Here is a 26452-nt window from a genome sequence, read left to right as displayed (position 1 = left end):
GGCCGGCCTCAGCGGGCGAGGAACTCCCGGTACCAGGGGGCGTGCGCGGCGAAGGACGTGCGGAAGTCCGGGCCCGGGGGGCAGCCGAGGTCCCGGCCGACGCGTCCGTCGGCGAACCAGTGGTCCACGGTGAGCATCTCGAAGTGGTGCTTGGCGTACGGCACACCGGCCAGCCGCGCACGGGCCTCGTCCAGCCCGATCTCCGTACCGGCCCAGGGCAGTCCGAGCTCGCCCAGCACCGTCGACAGCAGCTCGGAACAGGTCACCGGGTCGGGGTGATTGACGTGGTAGACACCGGCCGGGGCCTCGGGTGCGAGCGCCGCCCCGAGCAGGGCACGGCCCAGGGTCTCCACATCGATCAGCGAATGGCGCGCGTCGCAGCCGGCCGGGGCGGCCGACAGGTACCGCAACAGGGCGACCAGCCCGGGAATCGCCCACCGGTCCCCCGGCCCGTGGACGATGTGCGGGCGGAGCACCGCTCCCCCGGCCGCCAGGACGTGCTTCTCGCCGGCGGCCCGGGTGAGGCTTATGGCGGAGGCCGGGGCGGGCTCGGCCTCGCCGGGGAGCAGCGCAGCGAAGGGGCCGCGGCCGTAGACGGCCGCGGTGCCGAGCTGGATGATCCGGCCGGCTCCGGCGCGCACGGCCTCGTCGACCAGGCCACGGGTGCCGTGGTCGTTGACGGTGCGGGCGGTGGGTTCGTCCGAGCCGACCTGGGCGGCGCAGTGGATCACGGCGTCGACGCCGTCGCAGCTGCCGCGCAGCGACGCGGGGTCGGCGAGATCCCCGTACACGGTCTCGAAGCCGGACCCGGGTGCCGTCGTGGCGGGGACGTCCGGCGCGGTCCGGTGGGTCATCAGGCGCAGCCGGACGCCGGGCGTCGCGAGGGCGGCGGAGACCACCCGGCTGCCGATGAAGCCGGCTGCTCCGGTGATGAGGATGCGAGGGGTCATGAGAGGTCGCTCCGGGCGTCGCCGGCGCCGGCCCGGTGGGGGTCCGGCGCGCGGAGGGTGCAGGTGAAAGCGGGTTCGCCGTCCTGGACGGCCCGTATGAGTACGCCGGCGGGCGATTCCTCGTCGGCGGGGAGCGGGGTGGCCTCGATCAGGCAGGGGCGGTCCAGCTCCACGTACTGCAGGAAGTCGGCCTGCATCTCGGTGGGCAGGAAGGTCCGGCCGGGGGCGATGGCGTGTGCGGCCTGCCGGGCCGCCTCCAGCAGGAGGATGCCCGGCACATGGTCGTTGGGGCGGCCGAAGAGTGTCGGATGCCGGGTGTCGAGCCGCAGCAGCCAGGTGCCGGGATCGGGGGCGGGTGCGAGGACGACGTCCCGTTCGGAGGTCCTGCCGACCGTGCTCGGGGCGACGGCGGGCAGGAGGGGTATCGGGGTGCCGAGCACGGCGGCGCGGTGGCCGCGCATCCGCTGGTAGACCCCGGCCGATGTGCAGCTGATCCGGCCGCCGCCGGAGGCGAGTACGGTGCCGTGGCGGTGCAGGAGGAGTTCGAGGTGCATGGAGCCGAGGCTCCGGCCGCGGCGGCGGATCCGGGAACAGGACACGTCCACCGTGATGTCCCAGGGGTCGTCGCCCAGCTCCAGCCGTCCGGACACGGAGGTGTACCGCAGCTCCCACATCACGAAGGCGTCGCCGACCGGCACCCCGAACTGGTCGTGGGCGATCAGCATCGTCGTCTGCCGCATGGTCTCCGCTATGAGCAGCGGGTCCTGGTGGCGTCCGTCGACGGGGCTGAAGAACCGGTGGTCCCGCGGCCAGTGGGCCGACACCGAGAACTGTGTGTCGGTGAGCCGGGTCAGGCCGGTGGGAAAGACGTCCTGCCGGTCGGTCCGGTGGACCAGCTGTCTCAGCCGGTCGGGTGAGCCGCCTCTGGCGCCGGGCTCCTCCGCACCCGCGACGGGGGCGGCCCCCTGTCCTGCGGCGGCGGAGGCCTCGTCACGGCCGGTGCCCGCGGAGTGACCGGCGTGCTCGGCGCTCTCCACCGACATCGAAGCGCTGCGTGAGGTGAGCTGAACCATGAAGTTCCCCCAAGTGGATCCGAGTCAAGGGGCCGAGCCGCCCCGCAGTAAGATACTGACAGCCCCGTTTTTCTTTCCAGCCAACCCCCTGTGGCCACGACCACGCCACCACTAGAGAGAAGCTGATGGCACAGCAGGCGCGCGCGATCCAAACCCGCCGGTCGATCCTGGTGGCGGCCGCCGACGTGTTCGACGAGCGCGGCTACAGCAGTGCCACGCTGAGCGAGATCCTGGCGCGTGCGGGGGTGACCAAGGGCGCGCTGTACTTCCACTTCGCCTCGAAGGAGGATCTCGCGCTCGGGGTGATGGACATCCAGCTGCACAGCGATCCGCTGCCGCCGCAGCTGACGAAGCTCCAGGAGCTGGTGGACCAGGGCATGCTCCTCGCCTACCGGCTGCGCCATGAGCCCCTGGTCCGCGCTAGCGTCGGCCTGGCCATGGACCAGGCCGTGGAAGGCCTCGACCGGGGTACGCCGTTCCGTGGCTGGATCGACCGGCTCGAACACCTGCTGATAGCGGCCAAGGGCCAGGGCGAGCTGCTGCCGCACGTCGATCCGGGCGAGGCCGCCGAGATGCTGGCCGGTGCGTTCTCCGGCATCCAGGTGATGTCCCAGGTCCTGTCCAACCGCGAGGACCTGGGCCGGCGGATCTCGGTCCTGCTGCATTACGTACTGCCGAGCCTGTCCACGCCGGCCGTCCTGGCCACGCTGGACATGGCCGAAGACCGCGGTGAGCGTCTGCTCCGGAGCCTCGAAACCGTACCGAGCCAGGTCGGCGCCCCCAACTGACCCACCCGGCGGGCCTCCTGACGACCCGAAACCAAACCGGACGGTCCGCAACCACTCGTCCGCCCGGACCGGCCACGGCCGTCTCCAAGACCGTTCCCCGGTCCGGTGCCGACCCCATCCGCCCTCCGCTCCGTATTGTCGGTTCCCCACCGTCAGCCGTCCGGCAGGAGCAGCCGATGTCCGTCCGTCGTGTCGTCCCCAACATCCCGGCCGGCCCCGCCGACGCTACCGCCGACGCCCCCGCGGCGCTGCGGGCCAGCGCCGACTTCTACGGGCTCCTGGGCTTCGAGGAGGTCATGAACCACGGCTGGATCATGACCCTCGCCTCGCCCTCCCACCCCACGGCCCAGATCAGCGTCATGACCGCCGACCTGACCGGTCCCGTCACCCCGGATCTGAGCGTGGAGGTGGAGGACGTGGACGCCGCGTACACCGCGATGACGGACAGCGGCGCGGAGATCGTGTACGGCCCGCGCGACGAGGAGTGGGGCGTGCGCCGCTTCTTCGTACGGGATCCCAACGGGCGCGTCATCAACGTGCTGAGCCACCGGCACTCCTGAGCCGGCCGGCTCTCTCACGGGGCTACTGCCGCTGCGGCTCCGGTTCCGCCGCGTCGACCGCGGCCAGCCAGGCGTCGGCGATCAGCCGGTGCCCGAGCGGACTCGGGTGGACTCCGTCGCGCGCCAGCTCCACGGCCTCCCGCTCCTGCGCCGCACGGTTCAGGACGTGGTCCGCGCGGACCACGTCGGCCCCGTGGGCCAGGGCGGCCCGGAGGACGGCGTCGGTGCGCGGCGCCAGGTCCTCGAACCAGCCCTCCTGCTCCGGGGTGACCGGCAGCAGGAACGGGGTGATGACGACGAGCCGCGCGGAGAGCTGTTCCGCGGTGTCCGCGAGCAGCCCGCCGAGGCACGCCTCGAACGCGTCGACCGGGCTGGGGAGCCCGCTGTCGTAGTACCGCCAGGTGTCGTTGATGCCGATCTTGACCGTGACCACGGTGGGCCGGAGTCCTATGCAGTCGGTGGCCCAGCGGGATTCGAGGTCGTACACGCGGTTGCCGCTGATCCCCCGGTTGATCACGCGGGGAGCGGTGGCGGTTCCGCCCTGCGCACGCTCCCGCAGGGTCTGCGCGACCGCGTCGACGTATCCGTTGCCGAGCGAGGCGGAGTCCGCCCGGTCGCGGCCCGCGTCGGTGATGGAGTCACCGATGAACAGGAGTGTGTCGGAACCCTTGATGTGCATGTCTGCCGTCCTGGCGTCGAAATGGACCGGTCCGGGGGCCCGTGACGAGCCGCACCCCCGGGTGAGCAGTCAACTACACGCGCCGGGGAGATCCTTGTGGCCGGGGCGGGTCTGCTCCTCGTCCGCCAGTTGGTAGCCGTCCGCCTGCGAGCGGAACATGTGCGCGTACTTTCCGTCCAGGTCGAGAAGGGCGGAGTGCGTGCCTTCCTCCACCACCCGGCCCTGCTCCAGGACCAGGATCCGGTCCGCGTCGCGGACGGTGTTGAGCCGGTGGGAGATGAGCAGGCTGCTCCGCCCCCGCCGGTGTTCCCGGAGTCCGAGGTGGATCTCGCGCTCGGCGACCGGGTCCAGCCCGGAGGAGGGTTCGTCGAGGATCAGCAGGTCGGCATCGGTCCGCAGAAGTGCCCTGGCCAGGGCGACGCGCTGCCATTGGCCTCCGGACAGGAGCACACCCGTCCTGTCCGGAGCCGGGTCCGGTTCCGGCTCCGGGGGTGCGGAGCGTGACAGGCGGCGTCGCCCGCGGCCCACCGTGGTGGTCGGGGCGGGCTCGGGCAGGTGCATCCGGCTGAGCCAGGTGTCGTATCCGTGGGGCAGCGCGTGGAGGACGGTGTCGATGCCGGCCCGGTCGGCCGCCCTGCGCAGCCTCGGCCGGTCCCCGGCAGCGCCGAGGTCGCCGATGGCGATGTTGTCGGCGGCGGACATGTCGTACGCCATGAAGTCCTGGAACACCACGCCGATGCGGCGCCGCAGCGAGGTCAGGTCGACGGCCGACAGGTCGGTGTCGTTCCAGGTGACCTCGCCCCGCGTCGGCCGGTAGAGACCGGCCATGAGTTTGACGAGCGTGGACTTGCCCGCGCCGTTCAGGCCCACGAGGGCCACGGACTCGCCGGGGCGGATCTCCAGGTCCACTCCGCGCAGGACCCATTCATGGCTGGGGTGGTAGCGGAACCAGACGTCGCGAAGGGCGATGCCCTCGGTGAGGGGCGGCGCCTCGCACAGATCACCGGCCGGTGCCGGGCCCGGACCGACCAGCTCGCTGTAGTGGCCGAAGAGTGTCAGGGACTGGCTGATGGTGCCGTAGACCCCGGTCAGTGAGGAGATGGTCAGCTGGACGGTGGCGAGTGCCGCGGTGACGATCGCCAGCTGCCCGATGCTCCCCCGCCCCGTGTCGATCAGGTGCACGGCGATGGCGATCGAGACCCCGGCAAGGCCTGCCGACAGCAGGGCGAGGGCGGATTCGACCCGAAGGACGGTCCGGTCCACGCGTCGCTCACCCGCTTGGGCCGATCCCAGGTCGCCGAGCATCCGCTCCCGGAAGAACCGGCCGAGTCCGTACAGGCGGATCTCCTTCGCGGCCCGCACGTCGGTCAGCAGGGCCGCGTGGAAGATCTGGCGCCGGAGGAAGGGAGTGACCAGCTGCGCCATGTCGCTCCGCCGGCGGCCCAGCTTCACCTGGGCGTAGAGCGCCGGGAGGGTGGCGGAGAGCACCAGAAGAGCGATGAGCGGGGAGAAGGCCCACAGGACGGCGACGAATCCTCCGACGGTCAGCATGCTCTGCACCGTGCCGAGCACCATGCCGGCCACGAGCTGGGGACTGGTCTGGCTGGCCTGTCTGGCGAGTTGCAGACGGTCCTGGAAGGCGGGGTCCTCCAGCTCGGCGAGTCCTTGCGCACGGCTGACCGCGGTGAAGAGTTCGGTCTGCGTGTGGAGGGTGACCAGCCGGTCCGCCTCCCTGTCGCCGTACTGAGCGGTCTGCGCCGCGATCGCGACCACTGCCCCGGTGACCGAGAGGACGGTGACGGACACCCAGAGCGGAGGACCCCCGTGGCGTCCCAGCTGGTCCAGGATCGCCTTGGCCGCCCAGGCGGTGACCACGGGTGCGGCGCCGGACAGCACGGCGGTGAGGAGCAGAAGCGCGGCCGGACCGGGTGCGGCACGCAGATACAGCAGGCAGGAGCTGCGGAGCAGGCGAAGGGCGGAAGGGGCGGAGGCCGCGCGTGCGGTACGCAACCGTGGCCCGGCTCCGCCCGGAAGGCGGCCGCCGGGGCTCTCGGTTCGCGTGCTCCTGGAACGCCGGTTCTTCGGGTGCGGGCTCGTGGCCCGGAGGTCGTGGGCGGTCAAGGGTCTCAGTCCGCCCGCAGGGGCAGCGGCAGGGAGTCGAGATCCTGCAGCTCCGCGGCCAGGGTGCCGTCCTCGCCCGTCAGCCAGTAGGTCGGGGTCGCGTCGACCTGGCAGGCGGTCATGAACGCGAGCGCGTTCTCGCCGGTGAGCAGGGTCCCGACGGGCGAGAGGAGTTTGCGCAGGCCACGCGCGTCCGCGCCGTCGTCCAGCAGCACCAGGAGCACCTGCGTGCCGGAACTCTCCAACTCGGCCGCACGCAGAGCCAGTTCCGGAGCGTGGTCCACGCAGGCCGAGCAGGTCGTGGAAAGGAACGCGATCAGGGTGCGTCGCCCGCGGAGGAAGTCCGGGGTCAGCGAGGTGCCGTCATCGGCCATGACGTCGAAGGCGGGCACGGGGCTGCCGATCGCCGGGCCGCCTCCTGAGGCAGGGTCCACGGGCATGCCGAGGAGGCGGAGCCGGCGTATCACCGCGGTGCTCACGGCGAGGTTGAGCAGGCAGAGCAGACCGAGTACGACGACAGCGGCCGTCAGGACAGTCATGGCGGAAATCTCCTCCGGATGGGCAGGAACGGTCGGGGGTGAAGCCGGGGGCGGCAAGCCGGCTGAGGGGGATGGCGGCGCGATCGCCCGGCAGCGTGGACGCGCGCCGGTCGGGCGTACGTCAGGCCGGGCCCGCCAGCAGCTCCGTGAGGTCGTCCCACAGGACCACGACCCAGCTGAGCGCGGCCGCGGCCACGAGGGCGACGAGCAGGGCCGGGGCGGGGTGACGAACCACGCCGTCCGCGTATGTGCCGGCCAGGCCCAGGCAGGCCACCACCACGAGCACTCCGTTGCGCAGGAGTTGCGCCCCACGGACGGGCGCGCGGGAGCTGCCGAAACAGTGACAGGCCACCTGTGTCCCCCGCCGCACGGCCCGGGCCAGCACGAGGCTGAAGACCAGCAGCAGGGCGAGCGCCCCCATGAGGGCCGTGGCGGCGGTGGCCGGCGCGAGCAGCAGCACGGCCAGCGCGCCTTCGGCCGCCGGCACCGCCGTCAGGAGCGGCGACGACGGCCCGAAGGCGATCACCCTGGATGCGAGCGGGCCCCCAAGAGCCACCGCGGCTTCACGGAACTCCCCGTACGCCCGCGGGGACCGGACCTTGGCCGCGGCGGAGAGCGCGAAGACCATCGCCAGGACCAGACGGGCCTCCAACTGCGCCCAGAACCACACGGCTGACACGATGCCTCCGTTCGCGCCGGATACTGTCGAAGGCGCGTGGGGGGCGAATTGCGGTCGCCCCCCACGCGCTGCCGATTCGACGCGGTCCCGTACTACCGCGTCAGCGTGTCAGCCGCTGCTCAGGGGCAGGTGGCCGACTGGTAGGGCGCCCCGCTGATGCTGACCCGGCACTGCCGTGCGCTGCCGGTACAGGCGTTGCGCTGCTGCAGGACGTAGGTCGAGCTGGCGAAGATCGTCTTCCATGGGTCCCAGCAGGCTGCGGACGCCTTCGCGGCCGGCAGGACTGCCCGCAGGATCCGGTCGCCCACCCGGTCGAACGTGCGAAGCATGCAAACTCCTCAGGTCGGTTGATCCGTGGTCCCGGTGCACACCGCGGACGCATCACGGCAGCGGGTGAACCGGCCTTGCAGTTGTGCAATTACTCATCGAGCCCTGCAACCCTGCGTGCATTCGACGCAAAAAAACAAGCACTTAATGAAAGGATCATGAATTCTGGATCCCAGGGCATCACATATCGCCAACTGGGGCGCATAACAGGCACGTTGATCCGATAGGTGCGTGCATCGTATTGACGCTCCCGGACTCCCGGTGTGAACATCTCCTCCCGTCAGGCACAAGCGACTGCCCGGCTTCGGCCTGCGACGGACGCGGCACCGGGGGGGCGGCCGCCGATCCAGCCAGGGGGAGCTCGTGTGGCACACGGTCAGGGCACAGATCGGATTCCGGTCCGGACGGGCGGTGGCACTGCTCGTCGCACTGGTCGTGGCGGTCACCTCCTTCACCGTGCTGACCGCGACCGCGGGCCGTCAGCGCCTTGAGGTCCGGGGCACGGTGGCAGCGAACTCCCGTGGCGCGTACGACCTGTTGGTGCGGCCACCCGGAGCGCGGTCCCGGCTCGAAACACAGCAGAAGCTGGTTTCGGCCACAGCGCTGAGCGACCTCCAGGGAGGCATCAGCCAGGAGCAGTGGCAGCGGATCCTGAAGGTCCCGGGGGTTCAGGTCGCGGCACCCGTCGCCGTCGTCGGCTACATGCCGTCGACCGTCTATCTGCCGGTCGACGTATCGAAGTTCGTCCGCCCGGGCGGGAAGGCCCAGCTCTGGCGCCTGAAGCCGGAGCTGATCTCCGAGCGGGGCCTGACGACGGTCCCGGCCGAGAGCTCCTACCTCTACGTGACGCCGCAGCGGCTCGATCACCCGAAGAGCGAACAGGGCGGAAGCGGGAAGGGCACGGAGCTGAGCGGGCAGATCGATCTGGTCGGCGCGGACGGGGAACGGCGGCAGGTCTGCAGCGTGGCGACGGGGAACGACCCGAAGACCAATCGGGCCGAGGGCCTGGTCCCCGCCTGCGGGTCCACCCACGCGCGCAACAACGTCAACCAGCCCGGCGCGGCCAGTCCGAAGGCCACCGGGACGGGCATCGACCCCCCGGCCGGCATCGGCTACGTCACGTGGCGCTTCCCGTATCTGGTGGCGGCGGTGGATCCGGTCCAGGAGGCCCGCCTGGTGGGCCTGGACAAGGCGGTCCTGGAGGGCTCGTACTTCGCACCGGACCAGAAGACGGCGGTCGTCGAGCGCGACGGTTCGCGGTTCGCGGACGTCCCGGTGCTGCTGGCCGACCGGTCCCCGGTCGAGGAGAAGCTGCGCGTCGAGGTCGAGGAACTCTCCCCCGAGGCGGCCGAACACATCTCCTCGGGAGAGAACTCGGGCACCCTGGCCCGGTCGCTGCCCGGCGCTCCCGCCCTGCGCAGCCACAGCGTGGAGTTCACGTCCGACGCCGCGTACGAGGCCATGAGCCGCGGGCTCGGCCAGCAGGACCTGTCACCGGGAAAGCCGTTCGCCTGGAGCAACCTGAGCTACTTCCTCAGCGCCTCCCCGGTCACCTACGCCTCCTCCGGCGACCAGTTGGCCGCCCGCTCCGTCCGGCAGGGCCCCATGCAGGAACCTGACCTGGGGGAGGGCGAGCTGGGCGACGGATCCGATCTCGGGGACACGGCCTTGCGGTCGCTGGACCAGCACGTCTCGCACATGTACGTGGGCAGCAACACCACCGATGAGCCCATGCCCCTGATCAAGCCGATCGGCCGTTTCGATCCCGACCGGCTCACGGCCGGACAGAGCCGCTTCGGTGCGGTGCCGCTGGAGACGTTCTTCCCTCCGCAGGCCGAAGGCGCCGACGCGGCCTCCAAGGCGGCGCTCAAGGGCAAGCCGCTGCTGCCCAACGGCAACGTCGCGGGTCTCCTGTCGGTCGCCCCCTCCATGATCACCACGCTCTCCTCCCTGCCGCTCTTCCACGACCCCAGGCAGTTCAGCGGGATCGACCGCCAGGGTGGCGTGAACACCTCCAAGCCGATCAGCGTGATCCGCGTCAGGCTGGACGGCACCCTCGGCACCGACGCCCTCTCCCGCGAACGGGTACGGCTGGCCGCGGAACAGATCCGGACCCGCACCGGGCTGGCCGTCGACATCACCATGGGCTCCTCACCGACCGCCGTCGACGTCGTCAACCCGGCCGGCAAGTTCGGACGCCCCGAGCTGACTCTTCGCCAGATGTGGTCCCGCAAGGGGGTGGCCACCGCGATCGCCGACGCGGTGGACCGCAAGTCCCTCGTCCTGTTCGTGCTGGTCCTCGCGGTGTGCGCGTTGTTCGTCACGGGGGCCACGTCCGCGGCGGTGCGGTCCCGCCGCACCGAGCTGGGGGTGCTGGCCTGTGTGGGCTGGCCGGCCCGGAAGCTGTTCGCGCTGATCCTGGCCGAGGTGGTCACGATCGGTGCGGTGGCCGGGCTGGCCGGAGCCGCACTGGCCGTGCCGGCGGGGGCCCTGGCAGGGGTGGAGGTGCAGTGGTCGCGGGCGCTCCTCGCGATTCCGGCGGCGGTGGTGCTGGCCGCTCTGGCCTCGCTGTGGCCGGCCCTGCAGTCCGCGCGCTCCCACCCGGGTGAGGCGATACGCCCCTCGGTGAGCGCGCGCGCCCACCGTACGAAGGTCACCGGCGTCTCCAGCCTCGCCTGGGCCAACGTACGCCGGGTGCCCGGGCGGACGGCGCTCGGCGCGACGGCGCTGGCCGGCGGGGTGGCGGCGCTGGTGATCCTCATCGGGATCGGCGCCGCGTTCGAGGGGGAGGTCGCCGGCTCCCTGCTCGGGAACGCCGTCACGGTCCAGGTGCGCACGACCGACTACGTCGCCGCCGCGATCACGGCCTTCCTCGGCGCAGCGAGCGTGGCCGACGTCCTCTACACCAACATCCGTGACCGCGCGGCCGAGTACGCCCTGCTGCGGGCCACCGGCTGGCCGGACGGCTCCCTCACCCGGCTGGTGCTCAGCGAGGCGGCCCTCACGGCCACCGCCGGGGCGGTGGCCGGCGCCGGACTCGCGCTCTGCGCCTGCTCGGCGCTGACCGGCGGGTACAGCCCGGTACTCGGATGGGTCGCCGGAGCCGTGGCCGGTGCGGCGGTCCTGACCACCGTCGCCTGTGCGGCGCTGCCCGCGCGGACACTCCGGACGGGTTCGACAGCACAGACGCTGGCGGAGGAGGAGTGACGGGGTCACCGCACGGATCCGCACGGCAGGTCCCCCGCTCGTGCCGGGAACCCGGAGCCGTAGTGCCGGCCGGTGAGGACCAGGCCGTGGTCCCGGGCATGCGGCCCGCCGATCCGTACCGCGGCCGCCGCCGCACAGCGCCACCCGGAACCGTCCTCCCGGCATCGGCCGCGCCGCGGGAGGACGCGATCAGGTCCGCCGCCCCCGCCGCACGGCCGGACACCGGGGACGAGCCACGGAGCCACCGAGGAGAACAGCAGTGAGATTCCGCAACCCGAAGACCCGGACCACCACTCCCCCGGCGGCCGCGAGCGCCCCGGGAGCCGTGATCACCGCCGAATCCGTCCTGAAGGTGTTCGGATCCGGTACGGCCGACCCGGTCACCGCCGTCGATCACGTCTCGCTCACGCTGGAGGCGGGCAGCAGTGTGGCGCTCATCGGGCCGAGCGGGTCGGGCAAGTCGACCCTGCTGCACCTGCTCGGCGCGATCGAGGCCGCCGACGGCGGGAGCATCACGGTCGGCGGCACCGAGATCACGGCAGCCGGACGGGCCGAACTCACCCGCTACAGGGCGGGCATCGGCTTCGTCTTCCAGCGCTTCCACCTCCTGCCCGCGCTGACCGCCCGGGACAACGTGGTCGCCCCCGTACTGCCCTACCGCAGCCGCGCTTCCGCACTGGGACGGGCCGGCGAACTCCTCGCCGCCGTCGGCCTGGCAGGCCGTGAGGACCGGCTGCCGTCGCAGCTCTCGGGCGGCCAGCAGCAACGCGTGGCCATAGCCCGCGCCCTGATCAACCAGCCGGCCCTGCTGCTGGCCGACGAACCCACCGGCAACCTCGACTCCGCCACGGGCACGGAGATCATCGAACTGCTCCTGCGCCTCAACACCGAACAGGGCACCACCCTCGTCCTGGCCACCCACGACATGAGCATCGCCGCACGCTGCGGGCGCGTCGTAAGCATGCGGGACGGCCGGGTCCTGGAGGACCGCCTCACCACCCCGGCCCCCGTGCCGGAGCATGAGCCGGAACACCCGGCAGGACCGGCCCTACGGCCATGACCCGGGCCGCCGCCACCCCATGGATCCTGGGCGGGGCGATCGCCCTCCTGGCGGCGGCCCGCTCGTCGCTGCTTCTGATCACGGTCGAGGGCATCAGCATGGAGCCCTCCTACGCCGACGGGGACGTACTGCTCATGGTGCGCCGCCCGTTGGCCCGGCCGCGGCGGGGGCAGGCGGTCGTCCTGCGGGAACCAGCGGGGGACGGTGTGGCAGCACCAGGGGCGGCCGGCAGCGGATACGCCGTCAAACGACTGGCCTCCACGTCCGGCCAGCCGGCCCCCGCGGGAACCGCCGGTGTCGGCCACCGGATGCCGGTGCCGGCCGGTCACGTGGCGGTACTCGGCGACAACGCGTCGCGCAGCACGGATTCCCGCGAGTGGGGCGTGCTGCGGAACGACCAGGTGGTGGGCGTGATCCTGGGGCGAGTACGGAGGGGCGGCAAAGGGGCAGGACCCGGAGCCCGTTGAAACCGGGCGGGTCGGTTGCCGGTCCGGCGTCGTAGTCTGTTCGCATGCCCATTCCCCCTGCACCCGCCACACCTGCGCGCTCGCTGGCCGCGGTGAACGCGGACATCCGTGCGCTGTGGGCTCGTGGCGGCCGCCTGTCGCCGGAGGGGCGGCGGGAGTACGAGAGGCTGCTTGCCGAGTGGGCGGCCGTGGTCCGCGGCGACGCGGCCGAGGCGGCGTAGCGCTGGCGCGTGATGCCCGCAGACAGCCGCCCGCGGCGCTGTGACCGGGAGGATCCGCCCGGCCGGCGGGTGCCGGACGCTGTGGCGCCGACCGCCTCCGTGACCGGATCAGGCGGCCAAGCGGCAGACGAGTCGGGCTGTACGCCGGGTTCTGTCGCCCGGTCGCCTCGCGGCGGCCGGGGAGACGGCCATCCATCTAGGACCGGCATTGCTGCCGGTCTCGTGCGGTCTACCCGCGAACTCGGGCGGGCCGCCCTCGAACGTTCGCGCAGGGCCGTCTCGCGACGGCCCCTCTTGACCTTGCTCCGGGTGGGGTTTACCTAGCCGCCTGAGTCACCTCAGGCGCTGGTGGTCTCTTACACCACCGTTTCACCCTTACCGGGGACCGAAGTCCCAGGCGGTCTGTTTTCTGTGGCACTGTCCCGCGGGTCACCCCGGGTGGCCGTTAGCCATCACCCTGCCCTGTGGAGCCCGGACGTTCCTCGGGAGGATCCGAAGATCCTCACGCGGCCGTCCGCCCGGCTCGTCTGCCGTGGCGCCCATGCTACCCGTCCGCCGGGGGCCGCCCGACAGGGCGATCCGGCGGCTCAGACGAACGCGTCGGTCTCCAGGTCCAGCGCGAAGGGCGCCGGCAGACGGACGGCCTTGCCGAACGGGACCGTGCAGTGCTGGCGGTAGTCGTCCCCCTGCGGGTCGCTGAACAGCGTGACCGAGGACTCCTCGCGGTCGACCAGCAGGTGGAGGGGGACGGGTCCCCGGGCGTAGCAGTGCCGCTTGCCGGTGCGGTCGGCAGCCGGCTTGGACGAGGTGACCTCGACGACCAGGGCCACGCATTCGCACGGCATCCAGGGGTCCGCTCCGCGGTACAGGCGCAGTCCGGTGGGGGCGAAGGTGCCGTCGGGGATGACGTGGTTCTTGGGACACCCCCCGCCACTGCGCAGCTTCAGCCCCTTGTTCCCGGAGAAGTCCATATCCGTCCGGGCATGCCTGATCACCTGCTTCATGATCATGCTGATGCAGTCCTCATGATCCCCGTCCGGCGGCGGCGTCACGACGATCTCCCCCTCGATCAGCTCGGCCCGGAAGCCCTCCGGCGTGTCCAGCGCCAGGAAGCCCTCAAGCAGGACGTCCGCCTGCGAGAGCGGTTCGTGCGGCATGGCAGACATGTCACGCCCCTTCCTCGGTCGCTCGCCGGAATGGGACATCGGGGAAGCCGCCGTCCGTGAGAGGGGAGTGGTTCCCCCGATCGTGGCACAGGACCGCGCGCAGTCGTCAGAGGCGGACCGGAGCGAAGGCCGCGATGCCCGCCGTCCAGGCCGCCGCGACGTCGGCGTCCGTGGGGAAGCGGCCGTTGAGCTCCATCACGACCATCCCGTGGGCGAAGGCCCAGGCCGCCCTGGCGCGCCCCTCGTCACCGTCCAGGGCGCGGAAGAGCGGGGCGGCGGCGCGGTCCTCCAGGTCCTGCGGGAGGGGGTGGCCGGTGGTGAGGCGGTAGAGGTGGGGGTGGGCCAGGGCATGGGCGCGGTAGGCGGTGGCCAGGGCGGGGAAGGAGCCGGGGGCCGCGGCCTCGGCTGCTTCGAGCACCCCGGCGGTCTCCCGGAGCATGGCGTCGGCCAGGGCGCTCACCACGGACGACTTGTCCGGGAAGTGCTTGTAGAGGGAGGGCGCGGTGATGCCCACGCAGCCCGCGAGGCGGCGCATCGTGAGGGCGTCGGGGCCCTCCTGTTCGAGCAGGCTGCGGGCGGCGGCGAGGATCTGGCGGGCGCGTTCGGTGGACGGCGGGGCCGCGAGATCGGTCATGCCGGTCCTCCCTTCCTGCGGGGCACACGGTGCGGGGCCGAAGGCGTGATCGTACGAGACGGGGGCCGGGGTGGTGGGGACCAGGGCAGCGCGGGCGTCGCCTTGACCTTGTCGCAGCGTCAGGGTTTCTACTGGGGCCATGCGCATCGGAGAGATCGCCGCGCTCGTCGGGCTCACCCCGAGGGCCGTGCGGCACTACCACCGGATCGGCCTGCTGGCCGAACCCGCCCGCCGGGCCAACGGCTACCGCTCGTACACCGTGCGCGACGCCGTGCTCCTGGCCCGGATCCGGCGGCTGACCGAGCTGGGGCTCGGGCTGGACGAGGTGCGCGAGGTGCTGGCCGAGGACGCGGGGCGGGCCCTCCGGGACGTCCTGCGGGAGCTGGACGCCGATCTGGCGCGGCAGGAGCGGGAGATCCGGGAGCGACGGTTGCGGCTGGCCCGGTTGCTGGAGGGGCCGGTGACCGGGGCCGGTCCGGTGTCGCCCGCCCTGGCCGAACTGCTGGCCGCCGGGCCCGTCACCGACTCCCCGGCCGCGGCCAAGGACCGGGAGCACCTGGAGCTGCTGGACTCGGCCGTCGGTGACAGCGGGATCTTCGCCGTGCTGCACACGCTGGCCGCCGATCCGGCGGTCCTCGGGCTGTACGAGGAACTGGACGCGCTCGAGACGGCGGCCGTCGACGATCCGCGCATCGCGCCGCTGGCCGGCCGGATGGTCGCGCTGATGCCCCCGGAGGTGCTGGCGGCGATCCCGGACTCCGGTCCCGTGCGGACGGGGTTCGAGGAGGCGCTGCTGGCGGACTACCCGCCCGCGCAGGCCGAGGTGGTGCGCCGGGTGATGACCGCGCTGGCGGAACACATGGAGACGAGGGGGAGGACGGAGCCGTGAGAGGGATGCGAGGGGCGCGGTTCGTGGCCGCGGCGGTGCTGCCCGCCGAACTGGTGCTGGCGGGATGCCTGGTGGCCGGGGTACGGATACCGGGCGCGGTCCTGGCCGGTGCGGAGGGGATCGTTCTGGTGGCCTTCGCGCTGGAGGCCGTCGTGCTGGGACGGCTGTGGCGTGCGGGCCGGCGGGGTGGTGCCGGGCGGCGGGAGGCGCTGGGCGGGGCCCTGCGGGCCGTCGTCCCGGTGGCGGTGCGCCGGCTCGTCGCACACGAGCTGCGGGCCCTGCACAGTCTGGGGCTGTGGGCGCTGCGTCGTCGCCACGCCGTACCGGACACGGCGCTCGCCGTCCCGTACACCGGGCCGCAGACCGCGATGATGTACGGCCTGGTCTTCGTCTCCGTGGTGGAGACGGTGATGCTGGCCCTGCTGATCCCGTGGCCGGCGGTGCACCGGATTCTGCTCGTCGTGGATGTGTACGGGGTGCTGCTGGTCCTCGCGATGCACGCCGCCTGTGTGACCCGGCCCCATGTCGTGGGCGCCGACGGCTCGCTGCGGCTCCGCTACGGCGCGCTCTTCGATCTCCGCATCCCCGCCGCGTCGATCGCCGCCGCCCGGGTGGAGCGGCGCTTCCCCGAGGGCCGGCTCGCCCAGCTCCGCCCGGACGGCGTGCTCGATCTCGGGGTCGGCTCGCAGACGACGGTGACGGTGGAACTGACCGCGCCGCTCGGCTTCGTACGTCCGCTCGGCGGGCGCGGGCGGGCGAACGCGGTCCGCTTCCACGCCGATGACCCGCGCGCCGCGGTGGCCGCGCTCACGCGGGGGCGAACAGCACCTTCGACGAGCCAGGGTCCGCCTGGGTGAGCCGGACCCGCAGCCGCTCCCCCAGCGGGAGCGGCGCGGTGCCGCCCTCGATGCGGGCGACGATCGCCGGGTCGTCGATGTGGATGGTTCCGGTGGTCGGCTCCTGCTCCCTGACGTCCACCACGTACGCGTCGAAGACCGCGCCGATCCGGTCCTTGAGCAGCGCCGCCTCGACGAGGTCCACGCACTCGCGCTCCACCGTGTTGGCCCGCCGCGTGCCGTCCGCCATCTCCTTGGGCAGGGCGGGCAGCGCGGCCCGTACCCACTCGGGCGCTTCGCGGTCCGCCGCGGCCGCGACGCACAGTTCGGCCGCGTACCGGTCGACGAGGCGGCGCAGCGGCGCGGTGCAGTGGGTGTAGAGCTCGGCGACGGCCGCGTGCACGGCGGGGGTGGGCAGGTCGCCGTTCTCGAAGACGGTGTACCCGGCGCCGCGCAGCAGCGTGGTGCACTCCTGGAGGAACGCCGCGTGGTCGGCGCGCTCCGGGTCGAGCGAGCGGACGACCTGCGCGTACGGGACGTGGTGCGGCCAGTCGATGTGCAGCGCCTCGGCCGAGCGGCGCAGCCGGGCCACGGCGCCGTCGGGGGCGACCGGGAGCGTCCGCAGGATGCCGGTCCCGGACTCGGTCATCAGGCGGGCCGCCGCCATGCCGGTGAGCAGGGAGATCTGGGCGTTCCAGCCGTCGGCGGGCAGCGGGGCGCGGTATTCGAGGCCATAGTTGCCGTCGTGCTCGACGATCTCCTGCTCGGGCACGTTGAGGGAGATGCCGCCGCGGGCCAGTTCCTGTTCCTCGCGGAGCGTGCCGATGTCCCTGAGCAGGGCGAGGGACTCCTCGGCGGTGCCCGCGTCGATCTGCCGCTGCACGCCCGCGTAGTCGAGCTTGGCGCGGCTGCGGACGAGGGCCCGGCGCACCCGGGTGGTAACGGCGCGGCCCTCGGCGTCGAGGTCGATCTCCCAGAGCACGGCGGGGCGGGTCTCCCCCGGCAGCAGGCTGGCGGCGCCCTCGGAGAGCGATTCGGGGTGGAGCGGCACCTTGCCGTCGGGGAAGTAGAGCGTGGTGACCCGGCGGTGGGCCTCGGTGTCGAGCGCGCCGCCGGGGCGGACGAAGGCGGCGACGTCGGCGATGGCGTAGTGCACGCGGTAGCCGTGGGGGCGGCGTTCCAGGTGCATCGCCTGGTCGAGGTCGGTGGAGGTGGGCGGGTCGATGGTGAGGAACGGCAGCTCGGTGGCGTCCTCGTGCCCGGAGACGACCGGGTTCCGCACCGCGTCGGCCGCCTCCGCGAGCACGTCGGCGGGGAAGCCGTCGGGGAGCTCCAGTCCGGTGCGCAGCGCGCGCAGAGCCGTCCGCAGCGGGGTGTCGGCTGCGCCGGTCATATGGAGATGGCGGCGGGGCATGGACCGAGCGTATGACCGGGCGGGGCGGGCGGCATCCCGGGTGGCGGAGGGGCGGGGCGGTGCCTCCCCGTACGCTGGCGGCCAGGGGTTCGCACGGGTCCTGCCGGTACGGCCGCCGGGACCGTGCGCAGGCCGGGGCCCCTTTTCCGTACGTACGAAGGAGAACCGCCGTGCTCGTGCTGTTGCCGCCCTCCGAAGGAAAGGCCGCCTCGGGGCGCGGAGCGCCGCTGAAGCCCGAGTCGCTGTCGCTGCCCGGTCTGGCCGCGGCGCGGGCCGCCGTGCTGGACGAGCTGGTGGAGCTGTGCGCGGCCGACGAGGAGAAGGCCCGCGAGGTGCTGGGGCTCAGCGAGGGGCTGCGCGGCGAGATCGCGAAGAACGTGGAGCTGCGGACGGCGGGGACGCGTCCGGCCGGGGAGATCTACACCGGTGTGCTGTACGACGCGCTGGATCTGGCGTCGCTGGACACGGCCGCCCGCCGCCGCGCCGCGAAGTCGCTGCTGGTCTTCTCGGGGCTGTGGGGCGCGGTGCGGGTGGGTGACCGCATCCCGTCGTACCGCTGCTCGATGGGGGTGAAGCTGCCGGGGCTCGGTGCCCTGGGGGCGTTCTGGCGTACGCGGATGGCGGAGGTCATGCCGGAGGCGGCCGGGGACGGTCTGGTGCTGGATCTGCGGTCGTCCGCGTACGCGGCGGCGTGGAAGCCGAAGGGCGAGGTGGCGGAGCGCACGGCGAGCGTGCGGGTGCTGCACTCCCAGCTGGTGAACGGGGTGGAGAAGCGGTCGGTGGTCAGCCACTTCAACAAGGCGACGAAGGGGCGGCTGGTCCGCGATCTGCTGCAGGCGGGCGCCCGGCCGAAGGGGCCCGCGGAGCTGGTGACGGCCCTGGGGGACCTCGGTTACGTGGTGGAGGCCCAGGCGCCCGCCCGGCCCGGGCGGGCGTGGGAGCTCGACGTGGTGGTGACGGAGATCCACTGACACCGGAATTCGGGTCGCATTGCAACATGTGCAACGCTCGTTGCGCATCATGCGGTGTTCGCGGCAGGATGAGGTCATGACCTCATCCGTGCTGGATCTTGCCCCCGTCGTACCCGTCGTCGTCCTGGAGGACGCCGCCGACGCGGTGCCGCTCGCCCGGGCCCTGGTCGCGGGCGGACTCCCGGCGATCGAGGTGACGCTGCGGACCGCCGCCGCCCTGGACGCGATCAAGGCGATCGCGGCGGAGGTCCCGGACGCGGTCGTCGGCGCCGGCACGGTGATCTCGGCGCGCAACGTCGCCGACACCGTGGCCGCGGGCGCCAGGTTCCTGGTGAGCCCGGGCTGGACGGACGCGCTGCTGGACGCGATGAAGGCGTCGGGGGTGCCGTTCCTGCCGGGTGTCTCGACGACGTCCGAGGTCGTCGCCCTGCTGGAGCGCGGGGTCACCGAGATGAAGTTCTTCCCGGCCGAGGCGGCGGGCGGCACGGCCTATCTGAAGGCCCTGTCCGCCCCGCTCCCGCAGGCCCGCTTCTGCCCGACCGGCGGCATCTCGCTCGCCTCGGCGCCCTCCTACCTGGCCCTGCCGAACGTCGGCTGCGTGGGCGGCAGTTGGATGGTGCCCGGCGACGCGGTGGCGGCCCGGGACTGGGCCCGGGTGGAGCGGCTGGCCGCCGAGGCCGCGGCGCTGCGCGGCTGACGTAACGGCGGGCGACGGCCCGCCGCGGGACCGGGCGGCAATCGGCCGGACTTCTCATGCATGCTCCCCGGCAGCCGGGGCACGAGACCTATCAGGGACGTGACCCGGACTCCGGGACACCCGGGTTCCGCCAGGCAATCCCCCGGCCCGGCGGAACCGCCCCGGCCCCATCGGCCCTCCCCCCGGCCGATGGGGCCGAGTGCTGTCCGGGGGCAGGACCCGGGCGGCGCGGGCGTGCCGGGCGCCGCCGGGCAGGCGGGACCTTCAGAGCACGCGCTAGCGCAGGTGGGACGTGTCGTTCAGCAGCCGTACGGAGGCGTTGCCGTCCGCGTAGTAGGCAACGGCCGACACGGACGCCGCCGAGAGCTCCATCCGGAACAGCGACTCGGGCGGGGCGCCGAGGGCAAGCCGGACCAGGGTCTTGATGGGCGTGACGTGCGTGACCACCAGGACCGTGCGGCCCGCGTAGCGGGAGACGAGGCGGTCGCGGGTGGCGGCGACCCGGCGGGCGACCTCGGCGAAGCTCTCGCCGCCGCCGGTCGGGGCCGCCTTCGCGGAGGCGAGCCAGGCGTCCAGATCGGCGCCGTACCGCTCCCTGACCTCACCGAAAGTCAGGCCCTCCCAGGCCCCGAAGTCCGTCTCGCGCAGCCCGTCCTCGATCCGGACCTCCAGACCCAGCCGGGCCGCGACCGCGCCCGCCGTCTCGCGGCAGCGCCGCAGCGGGGAGCAGACGATCTCCTGCACCGTGCCGCGGGCGGCGAAGGCCTCGGCCGCGTGGGCGGCCTGCTCGCGGCCGGTGGCGGAGAGTTCGGGGTCGGTGCCGCCGCTGCCGGAGAACCGCTTCTCCGGAGTGAGGGCGGTCTCACCGTGGCGCAGCAGCACGAAGGTGGCGGGCGCGCCCAGATCGGGGGCGGCACCCCAGCCGACCTGCGGGGTCCCGGCGGCGGACTGCGGGGCCTCGGCGGCCGGCCGGTTCAGTGCGGCCCTGGCCCTCGCCGCTCCGGCCGCCGCGTCGCCGGGCGGCCCGGAGACCGGCGGCAGGGCGGCGGCCACCGAGGACCTCGGGGTGTCGAGTGCCGCCGTCGAGGACGACGGCTCCCACTGCCGGCCGCGCTTGCCCGCGTCCATCGCCTCGTTGGCGAGCCGGTCCGCGTGCTTGTTCTTCTCGCGCGGGATCCACTCGTAGGTGACGGCGGACGCCGGCAGGATGCGTGCCGCCTCCGCCGCGAGCGGCTTCATGTCCGGGTGCTTGATCTTCCAGCGGCCCGACATCTGCTCCACGACGAGCTTGGAGTCCATCCGGACGTGCACCCGCGGCCCGCTGTCGCCCGAGGCGTCCGGCACCAGTGCCTTCGCGGCGCGGAGTCCGGCGATGAGGCCCTTGTACTCGGCGACGTTGTTCGTCGCGACGCCGATGTACTCGGCGGCCTCGGCCAGGGTCTCCCCCGTCGCCGGGTCGATGACGACCGCGCCGTAACCGGCGGGCCCCGGGTTGCCCCGGGAGCCGCCGTCGGCCTCGACGACGAACTGGCGCGGCTGCGTCATTACAGACCCGAGTCCGAGGTGCGGACCAGGATGCGGTGGCAGTTCTCGCAGCGCAGCACCGTGTCGGGGGACGCGGCCTTCACGTCGTTGACCTCGGTGATGTTCAGCTCCAGACGGCAGCCCTCGCAGCGGCGCTGGTAGAGGCGGGCGGCGCCCACCCCGCCCTGCTGGGCGCGGAGCTTGTCGTACAGCTTGAGCAGGTCGGCGGGGACGGAGCCGGCGACGACCTCGCGCTCCTTGGTGACCGTGGCGGTCTCCGTGTCGAGCTCCTGGGTCGCGGCGTCCCGGCGCGCGGTCGCGTCGTCGACCTTGGCCTGCACGGCGGAGACCCGGTCGGTCAGCTCGGCGACGCGCTCCTGCGCGGACTCGCGGCGCTCCATGACCTCCAGGACGACGTCCTCCAGGTCGCCCTGGCGCTTGGCGAGGGAGACGATCTCGCGCTGGAGGCTCTCCAGGTCCTTGGGCGAGGTGACCGCGCCCGAGTCCAGCCGCTGCTGGTCGCGGGCGGCGCGCTGGCGCACCTGGTCGACGTCCTGCTCCGCCTTGGTCTGCTCGCGGGCGGTGTCGCTCTCCTCGGTCGTGGAGGCGACGAGGAGGTCGCGGAGCTGGGCGAGGTCGGCCGTGAGCGACTCGATCTCGGCGTGCTCGGGCAGGGAGTTGCGCCGGTGCGCGAGCTGGGAGAGGCGCTGGTCGAGGGCCTGGACGTCGAGGAGTCGGATCTGGTCGGCGGGCGCGGCGTTCAGTTGGGGGCTCCAGAAGAGTGGTGGGTGGTCCAGGGGTCGGTGACCTGCTTCGAGACATGGACCCGCAGGTCCCATCCGTGGCGGTCGGAAATCGCGTCGAGCTGTGCCGCGGCCTGCTCGCACCACGGCCATTCGGTGGCCCAGTGTGCGGCATCGACCAGGCCGAGCGGCGAGTGCTGGACGGCCTCGGAGGCCGGGTGGTGGCGCAGGTCGGCGGTGAGGAAGGCGTCCACGCCCGCCGCGCGCACCGCGTCGAAGAGGCTGTCGCCCGATCCGCCGCTCACCGCGACGGTGCGGACCAGCGCCTCCGGGTCGCCCGCGAGGCGGATGCCCTGCGCGGTGGCGGGCAGCCGGGCGGCGGCGCGGGCGGCGAACGCGCCGAGGGTCTCGGGGTGGTCGAGTGTGCAGATCCGTCCGAGGCCGCGGCGGCCGGCGGGGTCCGTGGGGTCCGGGACGAGGGGCCGCTCGACGCGCAGGTCGAGGGCGCCGGCCAGGGCGTCGGAGACGCCGGGGTCCGCGGAGTCGGCGTTGGTGTGCGCGACGTGCAGCGCGATGTCGTGCTTGATGAGGGTGTGCACGACCCGGCCCTTGAAGGTGCCGGCCTCGACCGTCGTCGTACCGCGCAGATAGAGCGGGTGGTGGGTGACGATCAGCTGGGCGCCGATCTTCATCGCCTCGTCGGCGACCGCCCGGACGGGGTCGACGGCGAGGAGCACCCGGCGGACCTCGGCGTCCGGATCACCGCAGACGGTGCCGACCGCGTCCCATCCTTCGGCCCGCTCGGGCGGCCACAGGGCGTCGAGCTCGGCGATGACTTCAGACAGACGGGGCACGGAGGAAAGGCTACCTGCCCTCCGTGCCCCGCAGGCCATGGCGGCCCGACCCGTGGGGACGGAGGGAGGGCAGGTCATGAATCGTTACGTCACGAGGTCCGCGCGGGGGCGCCGCCGGACCCGTGAGGGGGCGGTCACTTCACGAGATCGGCGCGGAGGTCGTCGAGGACCAGGTTCGCGGCCGTGACACCGAGGCCGAGGTACCAGGTCTCGTCGGAGACGTTCTTCGCCCGGCCCTCCTTGACGGCCTTCAGGTTCTTCCACAGCGGGTTGGCCTGGGTGGTGTCGCGCTTGGTCGCCTTCACGGCGCCGTACACACCGGTGAAGATCCAGTCGGCGTCCGCCTCGTCGATCTTCTCCGGGCTGATCTCCGCCGCGAGGTCGTTGATCTGCTGGTTCCTGGGCCGCGGCAGACCGGCGTCCTCGAGGATGGTGCCGATGAAGGAGGCCTTGGCGTAGAGGCGGATCCTGTCCGGCAGGTAGCGGACCATGGAGACGGTCGGCTTCTTCGGGCCGATGTCCTCGCCGAGCTTCTTCGCGTTGGCCTCGTAGGCGCCGAGCTCCGACTTCGCCTTGGCGGTCTTGTCGAGCGCCGCGGCGTTGAGGAGGTAGTTCTCCTTCCAGGTGAAGCCCGGGCGGATGGAGAACACGGTCGGCGCGATCTTGGACAGCTCGTCGTACTTGTCGGCGGCGCGCAGCTGGCTGCCGAGGATCAGGTCCGGCTTCAGACCGGCGATCGCCTCAAGGTTGAGGTTGTTGATCGTGCCGACGTTCTTGGGGTCGCCCGCGTCCTTCTTCAGGTACGACGGGATCGCCGCGTCGCCCTCGGAGGGGGCGTAGCCCACCGGCTTCACACCCAGCGAGACGACGTTGTCGAACTCGCCGACGTCCAGCACGACGACCCGCTTCGGGGCCGCCTTGAGCTCGGTCTTGCCCATGGCGTGCGTGAGGGTGCGGGGGAACGTGCCCGCCGGGGCGTCGGTGCCGTAGGCCGCGGTCTTCTCCGCCGCGTCGCCGAAGTCCTTGCCGCCCGTCGCGACGGCGGCCTTCTTGTCCCCGCCGGCCCCCTCCTTGCCCGAGGCTCCGGACGCACCGTCGTCGCTCCCGCAGGCCGAGAGGGACAGGGCGGCCACAACGGCCAGACCGACTGCGGCGGTGCCGCGGCGTCGAAGGGACATCACTTGCTCCAGTCGAGGGTCACACAGGTAACGCTTAGGAATGCCTAACCTTAGGCACCCCCCTCCTCGCGGAGCACAACCACCCCCTCCCCCTCAGGCGAATCCGGGCATCACCACCCTTATGTGTGAAGTGGTGAGTCTCGTGTTGTTCGGCAGGAAGTGCGAAAACTAGCTTCGGTTGCCGGAGGTGATGAGTCGATGACTGCCTGTGCCATCGAGGACGGGACCGCTGAGGCGGCCGGAACCGGCGAGACGGTGGAGCCGGAGTCCGACGAGCCGGACGGGGCCGCGACGGCCCCGGACCCGGCCGGGGGCCCTGCCCATCCGGTGGAGCCGCCCATGCCGGTGGAGCCGCCCGGCGAGCCGCCGGAGCAAGTCCCTGCTGAAACGGTCCTGCCCACGTTCACGCTCACTGCCGACGGCGCTTACGGCGCCCGTCTCGCGACCGCCCGCGGCGCGGACGCCCGGACGGCCTGGTTCGCCGAGCGCTGGACCCTGGACGGCCCCGAGCCGTACGCCGTGCCGCTGCCGATGGACCAGCCGGAGGAAGCCGGCTCGCGGGTGGTGCCGCTGGCCGACGGCCGGGTGCTCATCCAGCGCCGGGCCGACGGCCGGCACTCCTTCTCGCTGCTCTATCCGACGGGCCCCGGCACCGGCGAACTCCCGCTGGGCGCGGTCGAATGCGACGGGCTGACCCTGCTGCCGCCGTCACCGGACGGCCGCAGCGTGTACGCCCTGTCGACCGGTCCCTACTCCACCGGGCTCTGGCTGGTGGCGGGCGGCGCGTTCGGTCCGGAACACCTCGCGGACCTCCCGGGGCACTGTTCCGGCGGGGTCTGGCTGGACCGGGCGGGCCGGCTGCTGGCCCTGGACCGGGAGCCCGCGGGCGGCGGACCGGTGAAGGCGGTCGCGGTGGACCTGGGGCGGGGCGCGGAGATGACGCCGCTGCTCCAGATCGCGCCGGACAGTGACGACCGCCTGCTGCTCGCCGACCCGGACAGCGGTCTGCTGCTGATCCGTTCGGACGCACCGGGGCACGACCGGATCGGCTGGGGGGTGCTGGGCAGTTGTCTGCCGGTGCGTTTCCCCGAGTGCCTGCGGCTGCCGGACGCCGCGGTGACGCCGTTCGCGGTGCAGCCGGGGCAGATGCTGATGCCGGAGAGCTGCGCGGTGGCGCTGCGGATCGACGCGGCGGCGGGCAGCTGGGCCGGGATCTGGCGCCCGTCGGACCGCCGGCTGCACCAGCTCGCCGCGCCCGAGGGCTGGCTGGCCGGCAGCGGGGTCTGGTCGCGCGACGGCGTACTCAAACTGCCGTACGCGGACGGGGAGACGGACTGCGCGGTGGCGCTCCTGACGGTCCCGGCCGACCTGGGCGCGGCCGGGGAAGCGGCTCCTGCGGCCTGCGCGGAAAGCGGTACGCAACCCTCCGCGGCCGGGGCGCCTCCTCCTGTGTGCAGACCCGTTCCGCTGGGGCAGGCGCCTCTCGTGGGACGTACGGCGTCTGACTAGAGTTGGGCCGGGGATCTCACGCGATCGCACCCCGCGGTCGCCGACGGTGACCGTTCGCGGGCGGCGGTGGCGTGAGGGTCCCGGATACACACGTAAGCGATAGCAACGGGGTGACTTCCCAGATGTCTGAGGCGCGAACCGACACGACCCAGACGCAGCCGCCGGGGGCGGACGCGGAACGGGCCGAAGCCGGCGGCTCCGGAAAACACCGAGGGGGTGTGGCGGCGGACGACTCGGCAGCACAGCCGATCGGCCGCCACCGCCGCCCCTCGGAAGGGGGCGGCAGGGCGGCCTGACCGCCGCCCGGAATCGACGAACGAGGGAGCGGAGGGCCCCCGCAGCCGACCGGCTGCGGGGGCCCTTCGCTGCGTGCGGCGGGCGCTGCGGCTCAGCCCCGCTTCAGGCCGAGCACCTCCGCCGCCGCGAACGTCTCGTTGGGCGGCCGGTCCGCGTAGTACGGGGTGATCAGCTCGTCCAGCTCGTCGAAGGAGAACGTCTCCTTCGCCGCGTCGAACTTCGCCGCCACCTTGGGGCGTTCGACGATCGCGACCATTCCGCCGTGCACCACGAGCAGTTGCCCGTTGACCTTCGCTGCCGCCGGGGAGGCCAGGTAGCCGACGAGCGGCGAGACGTGTTCGGGCGCGAGCGCGTCGAGCCGGCCGTCCTGCGGCTCCTCGAAGCCCGCGAAGACGTCCTCGGTCATCCGGGTCCTGGCGCGCGGGCAGATGGCGTTGGCGGTCACGCCGTACTTGGCCAGCGCCAGCGCGGTGGACGTGGTCAGCCCGACGATGCCGCCCTTGGCCGCCGCGTAGTTGGGCTGTCCCGCCGAACCGGCCAGGAAGGCCTCCGACGAGGTGTTGACGATCCGGCCGTAGACCGGTCCGCCGGACTCCTTGGAGCGGGACCGCCAGTGCGCGGCGGCGAAGTGTGTGGTGTTGAAGTGGCCCTTGAGGTGCACCCGCAGGACCGAGTCCCACTCGTCCTCGGTCATCGAGAAGATCATCCGGTCGCGCAGGATGCCCGCGTTGTTGACCAGGACGTCGAGCTTGCCGTAGGTGCTGACGGCCAGTTCGACCAGCGCGCGGGCCTGCTCGTGGTCGGAGACGTCGCCGAGGTGCGCGACCGCCCGGCCGCCGGCCGCCCGGATCTCCTCGGCGACCTCCTCCGCGGGGGCGGCCGACGCCTCGCCCGAGCCGTCGCGGCCGGGCTGCCCGTAGTCGTTGACGACGACGGCCGCGCCGAGCCGCGCCAGTTCCAGCGCTTCGGCCCGGCCGAGGCCGCGGCCGGCTCCGGTGACGATCGCGGACAGTCCGTCCAGGGGAAGTGACATCGGATCTCGGGGTCCTCTCGGGAGGGGGTGGGGCTG

The 26452-nt window shown here is 72.9% G+C and carries 26 protein-coding genes and 1 other RNA gene; 11 read left to right on the top strand and 16 right to left on the bottom strand.

Annotation, left to right across the window (positions count from 1 at the left end):
* Nucleotides 1-8 precede the first annotated feature (8 nt).
* Nucleotides 9-950, bottom strand: coding sequence for an NAD-dependent epimerase/dehydratase family protein (locus OG521_28180; GenBank protein WUW24430.1), 942 nt, complete (start codon nt 948-950; stop codon nt 9-11).
* Nucleotides 947-2023: a ScbA protein gene (locus OG521_28175; GenBank protein WUW24429.1), complete on the bottom strand. Its 1077-nt coding sequence runs from the start codon at nt 2021-2023 to the stop codon at nt 947-949. The genes OG521_28180 and OG521_28175 overlap by 4 nt, the downstream gene beginning before the upstream one ends.
* A 125-nt stretch (nt 2024-2148) precedes the next feature.
* Here OG521_28175 and OG521_28170 point away from each other — a divergent pair, with 125 nt between their 5' ends.
* Both OG521_28170 and OG521_28165 read left to right on the top strand, forming a co-directional pair.
* The gene (locus tag OG521_28170; protein WUW24428.1) at nt 2149-2811 is read left to right on the top strand and encodes a TetR/AcrR family transcriptional regulator; all 663 of its coding nucleotides are present in this window, start codon (nt 2149-2151) and stop codon (nt 2809-2811) included.
* A 176-nt stretch (nt 2812-2987) separates the two neighbouring features.
* The gene (locus tag OG521_28165; protein ID WUW24427.1) at nt 2988-3371 is read left to right on the top strand and encodes a VOC family protein; all 384 of its coding nucleotides are present in this window, start codon (nt 2988-2990) and stop codon (nt 3369-3371) included.
* Between the two features lie 22 nt (nt 3372-3393).
* Here OG521_28165 and OG521_28160 read toward each other — a convergent pair whose 3' ends face one another.
* The 5 genes from OG521_28160 to OG521_28140 all read right to left on the bottom strand — a co-directional run bounded on the left by OG521_28160 (nt 3394) and on the right by OG521_28140 (nt 7718).
* Entirely contained in the window at nt 3394-4050 is a 657-nt protein-coding gene (locus OG521_28160) for an SGNH/GDSL hydrolase family protein (GenBank protein WUW24426.1), read from the bottom strand.
* Between the two features lie 69 nt (nt 4051-4119).
* On the bottom strand, nt 4120-6060 hold the full coding sequence (locus OG521_28155; GenBank protein WUW24425.1) for an ABC transporter ATP-binding protein/permease: 1941 nt from the start codon (nt 6058-6060) through the stop codon (nt 4120-4122).
* 116 nt (nt 6061-6176) lie between these two features.
* Complete coding sequence (locus OG521_28150) at nt 6177-6710, bottom strand: redoxin domain-containing protein (GenBank protein ID WUW24424.1); 534 nt, start codon at nt 6708-6710, stop codon at nt 6177-6179.
* Between the two features lie 121 nt (nt 6711-6831).
* Nucleotides 6832-7389 (bottom strand): hypothetical protein, encoded by a 558-nt coding sequence (locus OG521_28145; protein WUW24423.1) that lies wholly within the window; start codon nt 7387-7389, stop codon nt 6832-6834.
* A 119-nt stretch (nt 7390-7508) separates the two neighbouring features.
* A complete protein-coding gene (locus OG521_28140; GenBank protein WUW24422.1) occupies nt 7509-7718 on the bottom strand; it encodes a hypothetical protein in 210 nt (69 codons plus the stop codon).
* 409 nt (nt 7719-8127) lie between these two features.
* Here OG521_28140 and OG521_28135 point away from each other — a divergent pair, with 409 nt between their 5' ends.
* From OG521_28135 to OG521_28120, 4 genes are all read left to right on the top strand, one after another.
* Nucleotides 8128-10923, top strand: a complete 2796-nt coding sequence (locus tag OG521_28135; protein ID WUW24421.1) for a hypothetical protein — start codon at nt 8128-8130, stop codon at nt 10921-10923.
* Nucleotides 10924-11182: 259 nt separating this feature from the next.
* Nucleotides 11183-11983, top strand: a complete 801-nt coding sequence (locus tag OG521_28130; GenBank protein ID WUW24420.1) for an ABC transporter ATP-binding protein — start codon at nt 11183-11185, stop codon at nt 11981-11983.
* Nucleotides 11980-12450, top strand: coding sequence for a signal peptidase I (lepB, locus tag OG521_28125; GenBank protein ID WUW24419.1), 471 nt, complete (start codon nt 11980-11982; stop codon nt 12448-12450). The genes OG521_28130 and lepB overlap by 4 nt, the downstream gene beginning before the upstream one ends.
* Before the next feature lie 44 nt (nt 12451-12494).
* Nucleotides 12495-12671, top strand: coding sequence for a hypothetical protein (locus OG521_28120; protein WUW24418.1), 177 nt, complete (start codon nt 12495-12497; stop codon nt 12669-12671).
* A gap of 124 nt (nt 12672-12795) precedes the next feature.
* Here OG521_28120 and rnpB read toward each other — a convergent pair.
* The 3 genes from rnpB to OG521_28105 all read right to left on the bottom strand — a co-directional run bounded on the left by rnpB (nt 12796) and on the right by OG521_28105 (nt 14471).
* An RNA gene (rnpB, locus tag OG521_28115) (RNase P RNA component class A) lies at nt 12796-13197 on the bottom strand.
* A 61-nt stretch (nt 13198-13258) separates the two neighbouring features.
* Nucleotides 13259-13828, bottom strand: coding sequence for a Uma2 family endonuclease (locus OG521_28110; GenBank protein ID WUW26826.1), 570 nt, complete (start codon nt 13826-13828; stop codon nt 13259-13261).
* 115 nt (nt 13829-13943) lie between these two features.
* On the bottom strand, nt 13944-14471 hold the full coding sequence (locus OG521_28105; GenBank protein ID WUW24417.1) for a TetR/AcrR family transcriptional regulator: 528 nt from the start codon (nt 14469-14471) through the stop codon (nt 13944-13946).
* A gap of 139 nt (nt 14472-14610) precedes the next feature.
* Between OG521_28105 and OG521_28100 the strand changes: the two genes are divergently transcribed.
* Both OG521_28100 and OG521_28095 read left to right on the top strand, forming a co-directional pair.
* A complete protein-coding gene (locus OG521_28100; protein WUW24416.1) occupies nt 14611-15360 on the top strand; it encodes a MerR family transcriptional regulator in 750 nt (249 codons plus the stop codon).
* Nucleotides 15361-15365: 5 nt separating this feature from the next.
* Nucleotides 15366-16217 carry a hypothetical protein gene (locus OG521_28095; GenBank protein WUW26825.1) on the top strand — a complete coding sequence of 284 codons (852 nt, stop codon included), beginning with the start codon at nt 15366-15368 and terminating at the stop codon, nt 16215-16217.
* Here OG521_28095 and OG521_28090 read toward each other — a convergent pair.
* A complete protein-coding gene (locus OG521_28090) occupies nt 16168-17589 on the bottom strand; it encodes an RNB domain-containing ribonuclease (protein WUW26824.1) in 1422 nt (473 codons plus the stop codon). The two genes, OG521_28095 and OG521_28090, sit on opposite strands and share 50 nt — an antisense overlap.
* Nucleotides 17590-17780: 191 nt before the next feature.
* On the opposite strand from OG521_28090, the gene yaaA reads away from it, so the two are divergent.
* Both yaaA and eda read left to right on the top strand, forming a co-directional pair.
* Nucleotides 17781-18581: a peroxide stress protein YaaA gene (gene yaaA / locus OG521_28085; protein WUW24415.1), complete on the top strand. Its 801-nt coding sequence runs from the start codon at nt 17781-17783 to the stop codon at nt 18579-18581.
* A 76-nt stretch (nt 18582-18657) separates the two neighbouring features.
* Complete coding sequence (gene eda / locus OG521_28080) at nt 18658-19278, top strand: bifunctional 4-hydroxy-2-oxoglutarate aldolase/2-dehydro-3-deoxy-phosphogluconate aldolase (protein ID WUW24414.1); 621 nt, start codon at nt 18658-18660, stop codon at nt 19276-19278.
* Nucleotides 19279-19554: 276 nt separating this feature from the next.
* On the opposite strand, the gene OG521_28075 is transcribed toward eda, so the two are convergent.
* The 4 genes from OG521_28075 to OG521_28060 all read right to left on the bottom strand — a co-directional run bounded on the left by OG521_28075 (nt 19555) and on the right by OG521_28060 (nt 23577).
* The gene (locus OG521_28075) at nt 19555-20823 is read right to left on the bottom strand and encodes a bifunctional RNase H/acid phosphatase (protein WUW24413.1); all 1269 of its coding nucleotides are present in this window, start codon (nt 20821-20823) and stop codon (nt 19555-19557) included.
* A complete protein-coding gene (locus OG521_28070; GenBank protein WUW26823.1) occupies nt 20823-21566 on the bottom strand; it encodes a C4-type zinc ribbon domain-containing protein in 744 nt (247 codons plus the stop codon). The genes OG521_28075 and OG521_28070 overlap by 1 nt, the downstream gene beginning before the upstream one ends.
* Complete coding sequence (locus OG521_28065) at nt 21563-22399, bottom strand: Nif3-like dinuclear metal center hexameric protein (GenBank protein WUW24412.1); 837 nt, start codon at nt 22397-22399, stop codon at nt 21563-21565. The genes OG521_28070 and OG521_28065 overlap by 4 nt, the downstream gene beginning before the upstream one ends.
* 134 nt (nt 22400-22533) lie before the next feature.
* Nucleotides 22534-23577 carry an iron-siderophore ABC transporter substrate-binding protein gene (locus tag OG521_28060; GenBank protein WUW24411.1) on the bottom strand — a complete coding sequence of 348 codons (1044 nt, stop codon included), beginning with the start codon at nt 23575-23577 and terminating at the stop codon, nt 22534-22536.
* A 198-nt stretch (nt 23578-23775) separates the two neighbouring features.
* Between OG521_28060 and OG521_28055 the strand changes: the two genes are divergently transcribed.
* On the top strand, nt 23776-25086 hold the full coding sequence (locus OG521_28055) for a hypothetical protein (GenBank protein WUW24410.1): 1311 nt from the start codon (nt 23776-23778) through the stop codon (nt 25084-25086).
* Nucleotides 25087-25474: 388 nt separating this feature from the next.
* On the opposite strand, the gene OG521_28050 is transcribed toward OG521_28055, so the two are convergent.
* Nucleotides 25475-26416: a 3-oxoacyl-ACP reductase gene (locus OG521_28050; GenBank protein ID WUW24409.1), complete on the bottom strand. Its 942-nt coding sequence runs from the start codon at nt 26414-26416 to the stop codon at nt 25475-25477.
* Between the last annotated feature and the right edge of the window lie 36 nt (nt 26417-26452).

This window comes from Streptomyces sp. NBC_01463, assembly GCA_036227345.1.
GTDB lineage: Bacteria > Actinomycetota > Actinomycetes > Streptomycetales > Streptomycetaceae > Streptomyces.
The sequence above is the reverse complement of the archived record's forward strand: the minus strand, read 5'-3'. Positions and strand labels throughout refer to the sequence as shown.

Bases quoted from the DNA above. Each gene is read 5' to 3' on its own strand.
- OG521_28120 (WUW24418.1), top strand. From the start codon at position 12,495: ATGCCCATTCCCCCTGCACCCGCCACACCTGCGCGCTCGCTGGCCGCG.
- OG521_28050 (WUW24409.1), bottom strand. From the start codon at position 26,416: ATGTCACTTCCCCTGGACGGACTGTCCGCGATCGTCACCGGAGCCGGC.
- OG521_28095 (WUW26825.1), top strand. From the start codon at position 15,366: ATGCGAGGGGCGCGGTTCGTGGCCGCGGCGGTGCTGCCCGCCGAACTG.
- OG521_28105 (WUW24417.1), bottom strand. From the start codon at position 14,471: ATGACCGATCTCGCGGCCCCGCCGTCCACCGAACGCGCCCGCCAGATC.
- OG521_28075 (WUW24413.1), bottom strand. From the start codon at position 20,823: ATGACGCAGCCGCGCCAGTTCGTCGTCGAGGCCGACGGCGGCTCCCGG.
- OG521_28100 (WUW24416.1), top strand. From the start codon at position 14,611: ATGCGCATCGGAGAGATCGCCGCGCTCGTCGGGCTCACCCCGAGGGCC.
- OG521_28175 (WUW24429.1), bottom strand. From the start codon at position 2,023: ATGGTTCAGCTCACCTCACGCAGCGCTTCGATGTCGGTGGAGAGCGCC.
- OG521_28110 (WUW26826.1), bottom strand. From the start codon at position 13,828: ATGCCGCACGAACCGCTCTCGCAGGCGGACGTCCTGCTTGAGGGCTTC.
- OG521_28060 (WUW24411.1), bottom strand. From the start codon at position 23,577: ATGTCCCTTCGACGCCGCGGCACCGCCGCAGTCGGTCTGGCCGTTGTG.
- OG521_28165 (WUW24427.1), top strand. From the start codon at position 2,988: ATGTCCGTCCGTCGTGTCGTCCCCAACATCCCGGCCGGCCCCGCCGAC.
- OG521_28090 (WUW26824.1), bottom strand. From the start codon at position 17,589: ATGACCGGCGCAGCCGACACCCCGCTGCGGACGGCTCTGCGCGCGCTG.
- lepB (WUW24419.1), top strand. From the start codon at position 11,980: ATGACCCGGGCCGCCGCCACCCCATGGATCCTGGGCGGGGCGATCGCC.
- OG521_28180 (WUW24430.1), bottom strand. From the start codon at position 950: ATGACCCCTCGCATCCTCATCACCGGAGCAGCCGGCTTCATCGGCAGC.
- OG521_28150 (WUW24424.1), bottom strand. From the start codon at position 6,710: ATGACTGTCCTGACGGCCGCTGTCGTCGTACTCGGTCTGCTCTGCCTG.
- eda (WUW24414.1), top strand. From the start codon at position 18,658: ATGACCTCATCCGTGCTGGATCTTGCCCCCGTCGTACCCGTCGTCGTC.
- OG521_28055 (WUW24410.1), top strand. From the start codon at position 23,776: ATGACTGCCTGTGCCATCGAGGACGGGACCGCTGAGGCGGCCGGAACC.
- OG521_28140 (WUW24422.1), bottom strand. From the start codon at position 7,718: ATGCTTCGCACGTTCGACCGGGTGGGCGACCGGATCCTGCGGGCAGTC.
- OG521_28170 (WUW24428.1), top strand. From the start codon at position 2,149: ATGGCACAGCAGGCGCGCGCGATCCAAACCCGCCGGTCGATCCTGGTG.
- OG521_28160 (WUW24426.1), bottom strand. From the start codon at position 4,050: ATGCACATCAAGGGTTCCGACACACTCCTGTTCATCGGTGACTCCATC.